General features: G+C 36.1%; 14 protein-coding genes and 1 pseudogene. 12 read left to right on the forward strand and 3 right to left on the reverse strand.

What is annotated here, in order from left to right; all coding sequences use genetic code 11:
• Positions 1-5: 5 nt before the first annotated feature.
• Positions 6-1235: a sporulation integral membrane protein YlbJ gene (ylbJ, locus tag JOC86_RS15950; protein ID WP_205173900.1), complete on the reverse strand. Its 1230-nt coding sequence runs from the start codon at positions 1233-1235 to the stop codon at positions 6-8.
• Between the two features lie 289 nt (positions 1236-1524).
• Between ylbJ and JOC86_RS15955 the strand changes: the two genes are divergently transcribed.
• Complete coding sequence (locus tag JOC86_RS15955; protein WP_205173901.1) at positions 1525-2307, forward strand: patatin-like phospholipase family protein; 783 nt, start codon at positions 1525-1527, stop codon at positions 2305-2307.
• Between the two features lie 4 nt (positions 2308-2311).
• Complete coding sequence (locus tag JOC86_RS15960) at positions 2312-3346, forward strand: SepM family pheromone-processing serine protease (RefSeq protein WP_205173902.1); 1035 nt, start codon at positions 2312-2314, stop codon at positions 3344-3346.
• A gap of 435 nt (positions 3347-3781) precedes the next feature.
• Here JOC86_RS15960 and JOC86_RS15965 read toward each other — a convergent pair whose 3' ends face one another.
• A complete protein-coding gene (locus JOC86_RS15965) occupies positions 3782-5002 on the reverse strand; it encodes a nucleotidyltransferase (protein WP_205173903.1) in 1221 nt (406 codons plus the stop codon).
• Between the two features lie 149 nt (positions 5003-5151).
• On the opposite strand from JOC86_RS15965, the gene JOC86_RS15970 reads away from it, so the two are divergent.
• The 4 genes from JOC86_RS15970 to JOC86_RS15985 all read left to right on the forward strand — a co-directional run bounded on the left by JOC86_RS15970 (position 5152) and on the right by JOC86_RS15985 (position 7481).
• Positions 5152-5694, forward strand: coding sequence for a YceD family protein (locus JOC86_RS15970; protein ID WP_205173904.1), 543 nt, complete (start codon positions 5152-5154; stop codon positions 5692-5694).
• A gap of 63 nt (positions 5695-5757) precedes the next feature.
• The gene (gene rpmF / locus JOC86_RS15975) at positions 5758-5931 is read left to right on the forward strand and encodes a 50S ribosomal protein L32 (protein ID WP_205173905.1); all 174 of its coding nucleotides are present in this window, start codon (positions 5758-5760) and stop codon (positions 5929-5931) included.
• Between the two features lie 84 nt (positions 5932-6015).
• The gene (locus tag JOC86_RS15980; protein WP_205173906.1) at positions 6016-6771 is read left to right on the forward strand and encodes an enoyl-CoA hydratase/isomerase family protein; all 756 of its coding nucleotides are present in this window, start codon (positions 6016-6018) and stop codon (positions 6769-6771) included.
• Between the two features lie 86 nt (positions 6772-6857).
• Complete coding sequence (locus tag JOC86_RS15985; RefSeq protein ID WP_205173907.1) at positions 6858-7481, forward strand: RsfA family transcriptional regulator; 624 nt, start codon at positions 6858-6860, stop codon at positions 7479-7481.
• A 138-nt stretch (positions 7482-7619) separates the two neighbouring features.
• Here the strand turns inward: JOC86_RS15985 and JOC86_RS15990 are convergent, their stop codons facing one another.
• Complete coding sequence (locus JOC86_RS15990; RefSeq protein ID WP_205173908.1) at positions 7620-8096, reverse strand: N-acetyltransferase; 477 nt, start codon at positions 8094-8096, stop codon at positions 7620-7622.
• Between the two features lie 324 nt (positions 8097-8420).
• Between JOC86_RS15990 and JOC86_RS15995 the strand changes: the two genes are divergently transcribed.
• The 6 genes and pseudogenes from JOC86_RS15995 to bshC all read left to right on the forward strand — a co-directional run bounded on the left by JOC86_RS15995 (position 8421) and on the right by bshC (position 15402).
• On the forward strand, positions 8421-9767 hold the full coding sequence (locus JOC86_RS15995) for an acetyl-CoA carboxylase biotin carboxylase subunit (protein WP_205173909.1): 1347 nt from the start codon (positions 8421-8423) through the stop codon (positions 9765-9767).
• A gap of 43 nt (positions 9768-9810) precedes the next feature.
• Entirely contained in the window at positions 9811-10023 is a 213-nt protein-coding gene (locus JOC86_RS16000; protein ID WP_205173910.1) for a biotin/lipoyl-binding carrier protein, read from the forward strand.
• A gap of 29 nt (positions 10024-10052) precedes the next feature.
• Positions 10053-11593, forward strand: a pseudogene (locus JOC86_RS16005) (acyl-CoA carboxylase subunit beta).
• Between the two features lie 449 nt (positions 11594-12042).
• On the forward strand, positions 12043-12939 hold the full coding sequence (locus tag JOC86_RS16010) for a 2-dehydropantoate 2-reductase (protein WP_205173911.1): 897 nt from the start codon (positions 12043-12045) through the stop codon (positions 12937-12939).
• On the forward strand, positions 12939-13325 hold the full coding sequence (locus JOC86_RS16015) for a DUF3397 family protein (RefSeq protein WP_205173912.1): 387 nt from the start codon (positions 12939-12941) through the stop codon (positions 13323-13325). Before JOC86_RS16010 ends, JOC86_RS16015 begins: the two co-directional genes overlap by 1 nt.
• Positions 13326-13782: 457 nt before the next feature.
• The gene (bshC, locus tag JOC86_RS16020; protein WP_205173913.1) at positions 13783-15402 is read left to right on the forward strand and encodes a bacillithiol biosynthesis cysteine-adding enzyme BshC; all 1620 of its coding nucleotides are present in this window, start codon (positions 13783-13785) and stop codon (positions 15400-15402) included.
• The last annotated feature ends 294 nt before the right edge of the window (positions 15403-15696 follow it).

Consider the following 15696-nt stretch of genomic DNA (forward strand, 5'->3'; position numbering starts at 1 on the left):
GTTCTCTAATTAAGTCGATTTTGATCAACAATCTTTCTCCACAATAAAAGGCAATAAACTCCTAAGGAAATAATCGTTAGGATCGGACCGAAAGCTTTCAGCCAATAAATCGCTGATCCCCAAAATTCCCACTGATGTATATTAAATACTGGTACAGCATTTGAAGGTTGATTGTGGTAAAACCTTTCATAAACAGGCTTCCATAGTAAAACAGAAATAGTTGCTGCAATCATTCCATGAAGAATTCTAGCGTAAAAAAAAGGTTTAAAACGTATATCTGTCTGAGCCATTATGCTCGCTGCCTGTGCTTGCACACTAAATCCATTAAATCCAAGTATAAAGCTTGTAATCAGAGCCTGATGAATAAGCAGAGTTCCATCAATTCCACTTGTCATTTGGCTTCCAAGTGTAATTTCAAATAATCCTGAAATAAAAGGCATAGTTAAACTTTCTGATAACCCAAATACGATAAAGATTGTCGTTAGGCCACTAGCTATGAGAGGTGTGATATGAAGGTGAAATAAGATTTTGTTTAATACGGAGAATAGAATAATAAATCCTCCGATCATTAATAATGTTTGTATAGAGGAGCTAACAGCATCTCCAAGTAATTTTCCCAATGGTCTCTTATCTTTTAATCTTGTTTGATGTAGGACTGATAATGCTGTTTTAATACTGAAGCTTCTATCCATACTGTAAGTTCTTTCTTGTTTTTCTTCTTTTCTTCCATAAAAACGCATAATAATACCAACACAAATATTTCCTAAATAATGTGCAAGGGCTAAAATCACGCCTAGATGAGGGTTTTTAAAGAATCCAACAGATACTGCACCAAAAATAAAGAGAGGATTGGAGGAATTGGTGAAAGATACAAGTCTTTCAGCCTCAATTCGAGTTAATTGTTTCTCTTGGCGTAATCTTGCTGATAACTTTGCTCCAGCTGGGAAACCAGAAGCCATGCCCATTGCCCACACAAAGCCGCCGACTCCAGGTACTCTAAAAATCGGCCTCATTAAAGGCTCTAGCAAGACTCCAATAAACCTTACCACTCCTATACCGATTAGCATTTCTGAGATTATGAAGAATGGGAGCAACGAAGGAAATACGATTTCCCACCACATATTTAAGCCCCTAATAGAAGCTTCAAATGATTCTTCTGGAAAGATAATCAGAGAAAGAGCGAAAGTTGATACACTTAAACTTAAGAGTAATGTTTTTATTTTTGAAGCATTCAATGACATTTCCTCCTTGGGAGCCGTGCCTTTTTCCTTGGAAAACCTTGTAGAAGTGATAAAATAAAAAGATGGTACTTGTCCTCATATTAATCAATATACTCATAGATAATATAAATAGACCATAAGATGAAATGAACTGAAAAAAGAATTATGGAAGCACATGTTCAGCTCCAGTAATTGATTTTTAAGCTAAAGCGGATAGGTTGCTTGCACTTGACACTTATAAACACTCTTCAACACTAGGGCACTTTATAACGTTTTGAAATGACCAAAAGAGGGAGTGCAATATATGAGTGGACCTAAGGTTGGATTGGCTCTTGGCTCAGGGGGGGCAAGAGGTTTTGCCCATTTAGGTGTATTAAAGGCATTTCACGATGAAGGCATACCGGTCGATATGATGGCAGGGAGTAGCATGGGAGCACTTGTAGCTTCTTTTTACGGTGTTGGCCATGATATCAATCATTTATATAAGCTATCAGCAGCATTTAAGCGAAAATATTATCTGGATTTTACTGTACCAAAGATGGGGTTTATTGCGGGCAAACGAATAAAGGAATTTATTAGGTTATTTACCCATAATAAAAAGATTGAAGAATTGAAAATCCCCATTTCTATCGTGGCAACAGACTTGAAAACAGGGGAAAAAGTTATCTTTACTAGTGGTCCTATAGCTGAGGCAGTAAGAGCAAGTATTGCGATCCCAGGTATTTTTGTTCCTGAAAAAGTAAATGGGCGCCTGCTTGTTGATGGAGGCGTAAGTGACCGTGTTCCTGTATCGGTTGTAAAAGAAATGGGAGCAGATATCGTTATTGGTGTGGATGTTTCACATGTGAAGAAGAATGTTGAAATCAATAATATTTATGATGTTATCATGCAAAGCATTGATCTTCTTCAACTTGAAATTGTAGAGAACAGGGAGATTAAGTCTGACTTTATGATTCGACCACATGTAGAAATGTATAGTACACGTGCTTTTAAGAATATTGAAGCCATGATTAGAATTGGGGAAGAAGAAGCATTAAAAATCATTCCATCTATAAAAAAGAAAATGGAAAACTGGAAGGGGTCTTAATCTTTTGTCACAAAGAAATTGGATTAGAACAATCGTAGTATTTACCATCATCATCGTAGCAGCTTCCTTTTATTATCTACCTTATTATGTTACGAAACCTGGAAGTGCACATGTGTTAGACCCAATCGTAGAGGTAGAAGGTGGATTTGAGGATGAAGGCGAACTAATGCTGACAACCGTAAGGATGGGAAGAGCAAATATTTTTACCTATGCGATAGCAGCTTTAAGAGAATATGAATATATTTATCCAGTTGAGGAAATTAGAAGTCCACATGAATCAGATGAAGAATATAATGTAAGGCAATTATATTTGATGAAAAACTCAAAGCACAATGCCATTCAGGTGGCTTTTGAAAAGGCTAATAAACCTGTTTCTTTTGATTATAAAGGAGTCTACGTTTTAAATGTTTATAAAGAAATGCCTGCTAGTAAAGTATTAAAAGCGGGGGATAGGATTACTGCTATCGATGAAAACCAGTTCCAATCATCAGAGGAATTTATCAAATATGTAAGTGAGAAAAAAGAAGGTGAAGAAGTTAACATCACTTATAAAAGAGATCAAAAAGAACATACAGCGAAAATAGCCTTAGCGAAATATCCTAAACTTGATAAGATTGGGTTAGGGATTGGGTTGGTTGACGATCGTGAAATTGAAACCACACCATCTGTTGAGTTAAAAACAGATGAAATTGGAGGACCTTCAGCAGGGTTTATGTTCAGTCTGGAAATCTATAATCAACTTGTAAAAGAGGACATCACGAATGGTAAGGAGATTGCAGGTACAGGAACAATATCTGAAGCAGGTGAAGTAGGAAGAATCGGAGGAATTGAACAAAAAGTTATAGCAGCTGATGATGCGGGTGCCGAAATATTTTTTGCTCCAGATGATAAAATAAAAGCTGACATGCGTAAAGCAGATCCGACTATACTCTCAAATTATGAAGCAGCTAAAAAAGCTGCTGAAGATATAAATACAGATATGAAAATTGTACCTGTTCAAACATTTGACGATGCATTAAAATACTTGAGCGGTTTGTAATTGATTAAACAAGTCTGTCCAAAATTAAGAAGTTGGGAACGAAAAATTCAGGGCGTAGTTGCGTAGTTCTAAAAAGGATTTGAAACCACAATCTAGTCTATATACAGATGGATTTTCATCTATATATATTCAAGTTGTGGTTGCTAAAAACTTGATTTTTAGGACAAGCCCATAGAAAATTTTGTTCCGAACTTTTTATAGGAAGGCTTGTTTTTTAACATATATTTTTGTAAAAAGGTTGTTTTTCGCTGTAGGTGCGAGATTCTTGACGGAGAAGCGGGACAGGTGAGACCTAACCTAAGCAGGAGCATGGCGGCGAAGAGGATTACCGCTCGCTCAGCGGAAAGCGAGATTCCTTTCGCTGCAACCAACTAACTCCTCTTCAAATAACAACAATATCTACGAAAACAGCCTTTAATAAATAGAGTAGAAAAGTTATCTACTTACAATGATCGGAGGAGTCGCATATTCTTTCCGATATAAATCAGCTTGTTTTTCTGGTTCTATATGCCCTAGTGAATAGATTTCCGAAGCTTTTCTGTCCAAAAATGTATCACTTGGATTCCCTTTAGATATTGTACTGACAATCGGGAGAGTGATCTCTTTTTTGATTTTATTTAAATAACGGGTACCAATTGAACTCATTCCCAAAAGACGAATATATTTAGGTTCGGTATGTCTGTCCATCATCGCTTGTTTTGTAGTATTCGTTAGGATATGGAGGGACATTCTTTGTATTCTCGTCCAGGTGTACCTTTTTGTTTTTACTTTTTCCATATATTCATAAAAAGAAAAAGACGTTTTTGCACAGTTTTTCAGCCTATTTTCAATTCCTTCCTCAATTTCGTAAATTACTCGCAGCTCCTCTGCTGTAGATGATAGCAAACGGTATTTCAAAAGCGGCCAATACATCTCCCAACCATGAAGGTCACCATATCGCTTCCTATATGCTTGTAATGCTTTTAGTGTTGTGCTGGGTACAAAGGGACTAATTTTGGATAGGCCTCCGTCTTCTGAAAATATAGATTTTCTTATACTTGTTGCACTTGCTACATTAGAAGAGGTAAATGATTGATCATGATACCCTGCATTTTTTCTTGAAATTGTAAAAGCTTTCATTGAAGACTCAATCTTATTCCGAGCTTCAATGTAGTGAAAACCAAGTATATTATTTGGCTGTGATAAATCGATTAGGTGATTCGAAAGATTTAGCTCTTGATAAGCACTTGACAATGCACTTGGATAGCTCATTCCTTGTTTTATGTAATCTTGGACTTTTAGATCATATTGATCTCGGTACCGTGAAATTTGATCAGCAGTTGTTTCGAATGCGGAAATATTACCTGATTCACTACCGAAACAAAAGCTCTCACATCGAAGAGCATTTAATAAAGAAATAGCACCATATGCAAAGACTTCTGCATGCTGTGTTGCAAATGAATATGGAAGTTCTACTACTAGATCTACTCCTGCTTCAAGCGCCATTCTCGCACGTGTCCATTTATCTACTAGGGCAGGTTCGCCTCTTTGCAGAAAGTTGCCACTCATTATAGCAATAACAAGGTCAGCCCCTGTAGCATTTTTTGATTCCAACAAGTGATGTAAATGTCCATTATGGAAAGGGTTGTATTCAACAACTACTCCTGCTGCTTTCATTTCTCATTCACTTCCTTTAAAATAGTTAATACTCCGTTTAAAATAACGTTATAATTACAACACTATAGTTGTAAAGAGTGTAAAGAAAAAATATTGACAAAAGGTAGTATGGAAGCTATAATTACTTTTGTTGCCTTGAGGTGATTACATTGAAATGGTCAATAATTCAATTGCAAAAGTTTCGCGATAAGGGATTGACACTGGATGAAACCGTTACACTTGACGAACTTAAATCTCGTGACCCGGAAATCCGGGATATTTCACCCATTTCTATTAAAGGAAGAGCCGATATAGGCTCTGACAGGGTAACGTTCCATTTAAATATTACTGGAACTCTTATTTTACCATGTTCACGTACCTTAGTAGATGTCAGATATCCTATTAATATTAATACTACGGAAACTTTCCTCCTAAAATCAACTGATTATGAAGGTTTTGAAGAGGAAGAAGTCCATCAGGTACAAAGTGACGTAATTGATTTGAAACCAGTTGTTTTAGAATTACTGTTACTAGAAGTACCGATGCAAGTTTTCAGTGAAGATGCGAAAGATGATGAGAATCTCCCATCAGGCAAGAATTGGGAGGTAGTAACAGAGGATCAATTGCAACAAGCTGAACAAGAAGAGGAAAAGAAGGTAGACCCTCGGCTTGCAGACTTAGCGAAGCTTTTTGAACAAGACAAAAACTCTTAATAATGAAGTACCAGAGGATTCTTTCTTCATAGAATGATGAATCTCTTTAAGGAGGTGGGAAGAATGGCAGTACCATTTAGAAGAACTTCTAAAACAGCAAAAAGAAAACGCCGTACACATTTCAAATTAAATGTACCTGGTATGGTTGCATGCCCAAACTGTGGTGAAATGAAATTAGCTCACCGTGTTTGCAAAGAATGTGGAACTTATAAAGGGAAAGATGTAGTAAACAACTAATTGTTTACTACTCAAGGAAAAAACGTGAAGAGACCATGGCTCTTCACGTTTTTTTAATAGTAAAAAGAAAATGTGGTGAGGAAAATGGACTATCTATTACATAAGTCAGATACAGGAATATTGACCTTTTCAATCAATAGAGTTAATAAACGAAATGCCGTTAATTATGAAGTAATGTCAGGACTTAAACGTGCAATTGCCCAAACACGACTTGATGAAGAAATAAAGGCATTAGTCATCACTGGTGCTGGAAATCATGCTTTCTGTTCAGGAGGGGACCTTTCTGAATTTCATGGATTAAAAACAGAAGAGCAAGCATGGGAGATGCTTAATAGGATGGGGGAGTTATTATATGAAATAGCTACTCTTCCAAAGCCTACGATTGCGTGGATTAACGGAGTCGCAATAGGTGGCGGGTGCGAAATTGCTGCAGCTTGCGATTTTAGAATTAGCAAAAAAGGCGTTAAAATGGGATTTGTTCAAGGGAATTTGGCGATTACTACAGGGTGGGGAGGAGCAAGTTTATTATATGAAAGAATCCTTCCTTCCCATGCCATGAGGCTTTTAATGACAGCAGACTTATATGATGTTGAAGAATTATATCAGATGAAATTTATCGATCATTTTATCAACGGTGATGGAAGTGAAATCGATCATTATTTACATAGCATAACAACAAAAAACGTTCATGTTATAAAGGCTTATAAGCAATCCCTCTTGAATAAGTGGAATATTTCAAATTTACACGAAAAGATGATGAAGGAAATCAGATCATGTGCCATTTTGTGGGCGAAAGAAGAACATCATGAAGCTGTTGATCGATTTTTGAATAAAAAATAAAAAATAAAAGAGAGATTTATTCTATCTTTCCTAGTAAGAGCATAAGAATACATTAAAGATTCGGTTTACCTTTGGGAGGGATAGAATTGACATCTAATAGACAAGATGCTTGGAGTCAAGATGAGGATTTATTGTTGGCAGAAGTGGTTCTCCGTCATATACGTGATGGTGGGACCCAATTGCAAGCTTTTGAAGAAGTAGGGAAAAAGCTCTCTAGAACATCTGCTGCTTGTGGTTTCAGGTGGAACTCATTTGTTAGAAAACAATATAAATCTGGTATTGACCTGGCAAAAAAACAAAGAAAAGAGAACAAGAAGAAACATCCTCAAAGTTCGTTTGTAGGTGGGCATGAAATCGAGGATGAACCTTCAGAAATATTGACCACTTACAATCCAATGACAAACTCTCTAAGTCTTGATCAGGTGATTCACTATCTAAAAAATGTCAATAAAACAATACAAGATGGTGACTCCATCATAGAGGAAAAGAAGAGACTAGAAGTTCAAGTAGAGGAATTAAGAAAAGAATTACATCATTTGAGAGCAGAAAATGAAAACTATCAAAAGAAACTTCAACTACTTGAGGAGGATCATCACTCATTGCTTACTATTTTTGAAAAAGCAAGAAAAATGGCACTGCTTCAGGGAACTGAAGACAAAGTAAAGTTTCAAATGGATAAAAACGGGAATTTACAAAGGGTACAAAAATAAGTAAAGGGGTAACTCATGAAGTTACCCCTTTACAATATATAACAGCTGGATAAGTCCTAGAGGTATAGATGACTGCAACGCTTCCAAAAAAATGACGTTGTAAGCCTGGGATTCTTTAAAAACTAAACCCCATAACTTCTAGCCGATTTTCTGCTCTTTGACTCCCTCTGGATACCACACAAAAGGATTCTCCCCTAAGTCGCGATCCATATCATAAGTTACATTTTCAAATTGCATTTTCTCCCAGAAAGCTTGTGACTTTACTCTTGGATTCGTTTTAATTGGTAAACCGAATTGTTTTGCAAACTCTACAAGTTTACTCCCGTAACCTTTTTGTTGATAATTTGGAAGCACTTCTAACTTCCATAGCTCTAAATAATTTTGTGGGGGATCAAAATATTGGTCGTATTTCGCACTTCGTTCATAAAGACTCATCCTTGCTACTAGCTTATCACCAAAGTATATACCAAAAAATGGAGAAACACTATCATTCTCGATAATATTAGCTTCAAGATCTTCAAGCATAGATAACTCTTGAATTCCATATTCTTTAAATTTTTTGAATTCCTCTAGTGTTTTATAATTTACTCTTAATTTTTCAACTGTTGTTGCCATTAAACATTCCCCTTTCCCGAAATTGCTATCTTGTATTAGATTAAAGTACATAATATAAGCATATTAGATTTTAGAAAGATTTAAAGTTCAGCGATTAGTGAGAACGTTTTCTTTTTGAAATAGTGTTCTCTTATCCTTTTTAATATTATATTTGCACTTTAAAATACTATTGATTTATTATTATTATATAACAAAAATACGAAAAATTCTGCACTTATTTAAGTAAGCGGTTACAATTTTAGCAGGATTTTTTAATTTTTTGTAGAAAAAGGTATACGAAGGGATGGTTTGAAAATAGATCAGTCTCTAGAAAGGGGATTTGCTGTGCGAAAGATATTAATTGCGAACAGAGGAGAAATTGCCTCTCGAATCATTAAAACGTGTAAAGAATTGGATATTCAGACAGTTGCCATTTATTCTGATGCAGATAAGGATATGCCTTATGTAAGAGAGGCAGATACAGCTCATCGTATCGGAGAGCCTCCTGTTAATAAATCTTACCTAAATGTGGATGAAATCGTAAAGGTGGCTCTTAACGAAAAGGTAGATGCAGTTCACCCAGGCTATGGCCTGCTTTCTGAAAATAGTCAGTTTGCTAGAGAAATAAGAAATCATAGCATTGAGTTCATAGGTCCATCAACAGAAGTTATTGATTTAATGGGGGATAAGGTTACAGCAAGAAAAACAATGGAAGAAGCAGGAGTTCCTGTTGTTCCAGGAAGTAAGGGCTCCGTTGCTTCCATTGAAGAAGCAAAAAAGATTGCTAGCAGTATTGGCTATCCCGTAATGCTAAAAGCAAGTGGTGGCGGAGGCGGAATTGGAATGGTCCGCTGCGAAAATGAGCAAGCGCTCGTTCAAAGCTATGATTCTACTAAGAATAGGGCAAAAGCATATTTTGGGATGGATGAAGTATTTCTTGAAAAATGTATTGACCATGCAAGACATATAGAAGTCCAAATATTTGGAGATCGAAAAGGAAATATCGTCCATCTATTCGAAAGGAATTGTTCTGTCCAAAGAAGAAATCAAAAAGTGATCGAGGAAGCACCTTCACCTAAACTTTCGGACAATACAAGGGAAAAGATGTTTGAAGCAGCAGTTACTGCGGCAAAAGCGGTCCATTATGAAAATGCTGGAACGGTGGAATTTATTGTTGATCAGAATGAGAATTTCTATTTCCTGGAAATGAATACAAGATTACAGGTAGAACATCCTGTAACAGAATGTATTACAAGTTTGGATCTTGTAAAATGGCAAATATTAGTGGCAAGTGGTGATGCGCTTCCACTAACTGAACAATCAGAAATCAGGCAAAAAGGACACGCCATTGAATTTCGAATTTATGCAGAAGATCCAAAGACGTTCTTCCCTTCACCAGGGAAGCTTGCTCAGTTAGATTGGCCACAATTTGATTTTGTAAGAATTGATAGTGGATATGAATCAGGAAATACTGTTACACCTTTTTATGACCCAATGATAGCAAAATGTATTGTTTATGGTGAGAGCAGGGGAGAGTGCATCCAAAACGCAACTTCATATTTAAATGAAGTAAAGGTAGATGGGATCAAAAGTAACCTTCCGCTCTTTATTGACATATTGCAAAATCCTTCCTTTAAAGAAGGAGAGTACAATACTAGCTGGTTATCCACCTTATTAACAGTAGGCAAATAATATCTATACCACATATACACTAAACAAACTAGGAGGAAAACAAATGAAAGAAATAACAGCTTCAATGGCAGGTACGGTATTAAACGTATTAGTTCAAGGTGGGGAAGAAGTTTCAAATGGTCAAACCGTAATGATGTTGGAATCTATGAAAATGGAGATTCCAGTAGAAGCGACAGATGCTGGAAAGGTTGTTGAAGTAAAAGTAAATATCGGCGATTTTGTCAATGAAGGAGATATCCTATTAACGGTTGAATAAAAAACTTATATAGCAAAGGGGGAGGATGTATGACTGTTAAGAATAAATTAGACGCCACATTAGAGGAGAAAAAAGAAAAAATACTTTCTGGTGGACAACCAAAGTATCACGAAAAATTAAAACAACAGAATAAATTATTTGTGAGAAATCGTTTAAACCTTCTATTTGATGGTGGAGAGTACCAAGAAGATGGAATGTTTGCAAATTGCCAAGCAGAAGATTTACCAGCTGATGGAGTCGTAACAGCGATTGGAAAGATTAATGGGCAGACTGTATGTGTGATGGCCAATGATTCAACAATAAAAGCGGGCTCATGGGGAGCAAGAACTGTAGAAAAAATCATTCGAATTCAAGAAAATGCATTAAGATTAAAAGTTCCTATTCTTTATTTAGTAGACTCGGCAGGAGCTAGGATTACAGACCAACTTGAGATGTTCCCAAATCGCCGCGGGGCAGGTAAGATTTTCCACAATCAAGTGAAGTTATCCGGTATGGTACCGCAAATTTGCTTATTGTTTGGACCATCGGCAGCAGGAGGGGCTTACATACCTGCATTCTGCGATATTGTAATCATGGTAGATGGAAATGCTTCTATGTACCTTGGCTCACCTCGTATGGCTGAAAAAGTAATTGGTGAGAAAGTAACGCTTGAGGAAATGGGTGGGGCAAGAATGCATTGCAGTGTAAGCGGCTGTGGAGATTTTCTTGCACATTCTGAGGAAGAGGCGATAGAAACGGCAAAAAGTTACCTAAGCTACTTCCCAGAGAATTATGAAAAAAACCAAACAAAATTTCAAGTGTTGCACCTAAAGAAGGAAAACCTTTACAAGATATTATCCCTGAACATCAAAATGCACCATTTGATATGTATGAATGTATCGATACATTAATTGACGAGGGAAGCTTCTTTGAAATGAAAAAACTGTTTGCTCCAGAAATGATTACAGGATTTGCTAGAATGGGTGGTCAACCCGTGGGGATTGTTGCTAATCAACCGAAAGTAAAAGGTGGAGTACTTTTTGTTGATTCTGCTGATAAAGCGGCTAAGTTTATTCAACTATGTGATGCATTCCATATTCCGTTGCTTTTCCTTGCAGATGTACCAGGATTTATGATAGGTACTAAGGTTGAAAGAGCTGGAATCATTCGTCATGGTGCAAAATTAATTGCGGCGATGAGTTCAGCAACTGTTCCTAAAATTTCGGTGATTGTGAGAAAAGCTTATGGAGCAGGATTATATGCGATGGCAGGTCCAGCGTTTGAACCAGATTTCTGTGTTGCATTGCCGACAGCGCAAATTGCTGTAATGGGTCCTGAAGCAGCAGTGAATGCCGTTTATTCGAACAAAATTCAAGCTATCGAAGAACCAAAAGAAAGAATTGCTTATGTTCAAGAAAAACAAAAAGAGTATAAAGAACATATTGATATTTATAAGCTTGCTTCAGAGCTGATTATCGATGAAATTGCAGCTCCAAATAAGCTGCGTTCGGTTCTAATCGATCGATTTGAACTATATAGTACAAAGGACATCGAGTTTAGTAATCGAAAGCACCCTGTTTACCCAGTATGATGAATTAATGGGCTGATCCCGTTGAAGTGTAGGAAAATAGCTGTCTTAAAGGGACCAGGAACTACCATATACGTCAACATAAAGGAAGGGTTTTCTTCTTTCTATCGACGTTGTGATTCCTGACACAATGGTTTGGACAGCTCTCTTCACTTTAATTTGGTTCAGTCCTTTTAAATTATGGCTCTTTTCGTAAAGGTGGTTGTTTTTTACAAGTTAATGGAGTTATAAATAAAGGAATTGGCCAAATGCCAATTGGTTCGATTCCGACTTCTCACATTGATATCAAGCACACAAATCGATATAGAAATTTTGCTTTTGATTAAAGCAACAAAGTTTGCAAAAACAACCTGATTTATATAAAATATGTGCATATTTCCCTAACCATTTGTTTCCTTGTTAATAAGATTTTGTTAAACTTATGATACAAATTAATACCTTAAGGAGTAATTATGAACATTGGAATTATTGGTGCCGGAGCGATTGGCCTATTATTTGCAGCGTATCTTAGTGAAGAGAATCATGTAAGGATATTTGTCCAAAATGATAAGCAAAAACAAGTACTTTTAAAACAAGGAATTCAATTAAAAATGACAGAAAGGGTTTCGGACCATGATGTCACAGCCGAAACGACATATGAGAATCTTGGTAAATGTGATCTTATCATTATTGCTGTAAAGCAATATCATCTCACAACAGTAATACCTCAAATTAAAGCTCATTCCAATCACAAGCCCATTCTTTTCTTACAAAATGGAATAGGACATCTTAACTACATGGAGTCGCTATCAAATCCAACACTGTTAGTCGGAGTTGTGGAACATGGTGCACAGAAATTCGGCGAACACTCCGTTTTACATAATGGAATCGGAAAAACCAATGTAGCCCTATTCAAAGGAAGCTATGAAACCTTGCAAGAAGTTAAATCCCTTTCATCAAAAAATTTTATCTTCTCTATCCAAGACAATTATGAAGAAATGTTAATTAGAAAATTGATAAAAAATGCCATCATTAATCCTTTAACCGCACTTTTAAACATTCCTAATGGTGAACTAATAGTAAATGATCATTTTCGAGAAGTCATGCGAGGGGTATACAATGAGTTTGAAAAGATTTTCCCTCAATTAAATCAAATTGTTTCCTATGAAGAAGTAGAAAAGATTTGCCGAAACACAGGTGAAAACCGTTCATCAATGTTAATGGACTTTGAATTAAAACGAAGGACTGAAATTGATGCCATTTTGGGTGTGCCATTAGAAATCGCAAGAGAAAGGAAAGTGGAAACTCCTATGATTTCATTGCTTTATTCATTGGTTAAAGGAAAGGAATATAAGGGGGACAGTGAGTAGTGTCAACTATTTTATCTACTTTAATAGCTGTATTTGTTACCATCCCTTTTCTTGGTTATCTACTCTGTTTTATCATTGCTAAAGAAGTCTTTAAGAATCATAAGAAAGCAGTACACTTAGCAATTGATGTTATGACGTTCCTATTAATTATTTCGGTCCATTTTATCATGCTTGCCATTTGGAAAGAATCTTTCTTTTGGGTGATTTTATTAGTGATGTTTTCATTTGGGATGATATTTGTGTTCATTCATTGGAAAACGCAGGAGGAAATTATTTATAAGAAAGTGTTAAAAGGTTTTTGGAGATTAAATTTTCTAGTCTTTCTTACAGCTTACTTTGGACTTATTGTCTACGGTCTCATTATAAGGGTCATTGATTCTATCTAAACATTTTTTAAAAGGGTCGATAATAAAGTAAGACTAAATATGATTTTATGCGGTACTGCTCTTGAATTTTCCAATTTAAGCAACTAGCTCCTTGAGACATAAGCCAAGCCACCAAGGAAGGGAAAGGCACCCTTCCTTGGTGACTCGGCTTGTGCTTATCGGGGGCCCGCAGGATGTGGGTCAGAAAGGCGTTGCCACAGGACGTGGCGAACTTAGCCTTTCATCCTTTACAAGGCGCTTCCGCTTTTCGGGTGTCTAGCTGCAGCGCCTAGCTCCTCGAGACATAACCCAAGCCACCAAGGAAGGGAAAAGGCACCCTTCCTTGGTGACTCGGCTTATGCTTGTCGGAGCTGTTCAAGGCGCTTCCGCTTTTCTTGTAAGCAAGATTTTTTCTTTTATCTTATAGGAATGCTATACTCAGATAAGGTGAAGAAGAAGGTGAAAAGGAGTCATATATATGGAACTGGAAAGTTTATTTATTCCAGCAACAAATCGTTTTGCATCATTATACTTACAACAACAAGAACCGGTAGCCGCTTTTTTTGATTATAATATTAACGATAAAAATGTTTTTCAAAATAGATTAGAGGATTTAAAAAATCGTGAATTTCCAAGGGGAACTCTAGTAGATTGTATTGAAGAATATATGAGTATGTATCCTCAAAGTCCAGCGGTTAAGCATTCATTAGAAAAATTAAGAGCCGATGCAGTTGCGGTGGTTGGAGGACAACAAGCAGGACTCTTAACAGGGCCACTTTATAGCATACATAAAATCATTTCTATAATAAAGTTAGCTCAAAAACAAGAAAAAGAATTAGGTACGCCTGTTGTTCCTGTTTTTTGGGTCGCCGGAGAAGATCACGACTATCTAGAAATTAACCATCTTTTTGTTGAGGAAAATGATTCGATGAAGAAAGTCGGTTATCCAGAAAGGGTCCTTGAAAAGAGGATGGCAACAGATATCCACTATTCTAAAGAGCAAATGGAGAAGTGGGTAAATGATATCTTAAAATTGTTTGGTGAGTCAAAATTCACAAGGAAAGTTCAGAATTTACTTAAAGAGGCAATTTCGAAGACAAGTACATTTGTAGAATTTTTTAGTTATATCATTATGACCCTTTTTAAAGACTATGGTTTACTCATTATTGATTCTGCATACTCTCCATTAAGGAAGCTGGAAAAACCTTATTTTTCTCAAATAATTGAGGGTCAAAGGTTGATTACAGATTCACTATTATCGCAACAAAAAAATATACAGCAACACGGATTTGAGAATCTGATTGATATATCTGGGGATGCGGTTAATCTATTCCTTAATGAAGGAAACGAAAGATTTCTTTTAGAGTGGAAAGGTGGAGATTACCAGTTAAAGAATCATACGATCAAGTACTCTAAACTTGAATTAGAGAACATCCTTTCTCAAACACCCGAACGTTTTAGCAATAATGTGGTGACTAGACCCTTAATGCAAGAATGGCTATTTCCTACCCTAGCATTTATTGCAGGTCCTGGGGAAATCGCTTATTGGGGAGAACTTAAGGAAGTCTTTAAATGGGCAGGATTGAAAATGCCTCCTATTATTCCAAGGCTGAATATCACGCTATTAGAACGTAATGTTGAAAAGTATATGAATGATCTTGAACTATCATTCGAAGATGCCCTCATCAGCGGGGTGGAAAATAGAAAAGCTCAATTTTTATTGAACGTTAATGAGAGTAGTTTAGAAGAGGAACTCGAGAAAGTAGAAGAGTTTTTGCGATATTCATATAAGTCGATCAGGGGAGAAGCTCTAAAAATTGAAAAAGGATTAGAGCCGCTTATTGAAAAAAACTTAAACTTTCATCTTGATCAACTTTCTTTCTTAAAAAGAAAAGCTGAAAAAAGTACTCTCCAAAAGCACAGTGTGGTACTTAGAAAGTTTGACCGAATCCAAAATTCATTAAAACCAAATGGTAGTCCCCAAGAAAGAATATGGAATATTTATTATTTTATCAATCACTACGGGCCGGGCTTTATAGATGAACTCCTTCGATTAGACTATGAATTTGACGGTACCCATAAACTTATTCGTATTTAATATACAAATATTAATTTGTGACTCAATTGATGAGGCAATAAACCTTGTTAAAAACGACCCATTTATTAAAGAGCGTTATTATGCTACCTATGAAGTAAATGAGTTAATTGAAGCAAACGAGAATAATAATTGGTTGATAGACATACCTCAAACTAAAGCAAATTTAACTGATTAAAATAAGTTATTTTTGAACTAATGATGCGTTAGTTATATAAAATATATAGATAAATGAAAAAACGCTTGGATTTTAATCCAAGCGTTTTTGTATGTTATTTAGTGTGTTAATACTGATGT

It is taken from the genome of Rossellomorea pakistanensis, assembly GCF_016908495.1.
Classification (GTDB): Bacteria; Bacillota; Bacilli; order Bacillales; family Bacillaceae_B; genus Rossellomorea; species Rossellomorea pakistanensis.

Bases quoted from the DNA above. Each gene is read 5' to 3' on its own strand.
- JOC86_RS15955 (WP_205173901.1), top strand. From the start codon at position 1,525: ATGAGTGGACCTAAGGTTGGATTGGCTCTTGGCTCAGGGGGGGCAAGA.
- JOC86_RS15965 (WP_205173903.1), bottom strand. From the start codon at position 5,002: ATGAAAGCAGCAGGAGTAGTTGTTGAATACAACCCTTTCCATAATGGA.
- rpmF (WP_205173905.1), top strand. From the start codon at position 5,758: ATGGCAGTACCATTTAGAAGAACTTCTAAAACAGCAAAAAGAAAACGC.
- JOC86_RS15980 (WP_205173906.1), top strand. From the start codon at position 6,016: ATGGACTATCTATTACATAAGTCAGATACAGGAATATTGACCTTTTCA.
- JOC86_RS15990 (WP_205173908.1), bottom strand. From the start codon at position 8,096: ATGGCAACAACAGTTGAAAAATTAAGAGTAAATTATAAAACACTAGAG.
- JOC86_RS16000 (WP_205173910.1), top strand. From the start codon at position 9,811: ATGAAAGAAATAACAGCTTCAATGGCAGGTACGGTATTAAACGTATTA.
- JOC86_RS16010 (WP_205173911.1), top strand. From the start codon at position 12,043: ATGAACATTGGAATTATTGGTGCCGGAGCGATTGGCCTATTATTTGCA.
- bshC (WP_205173913.1), top strand. From the start codon at position 13,783: ATGGAACTGGAAAGTTTATTTATTCCAGCAACAAATCGTTTTGCATCA.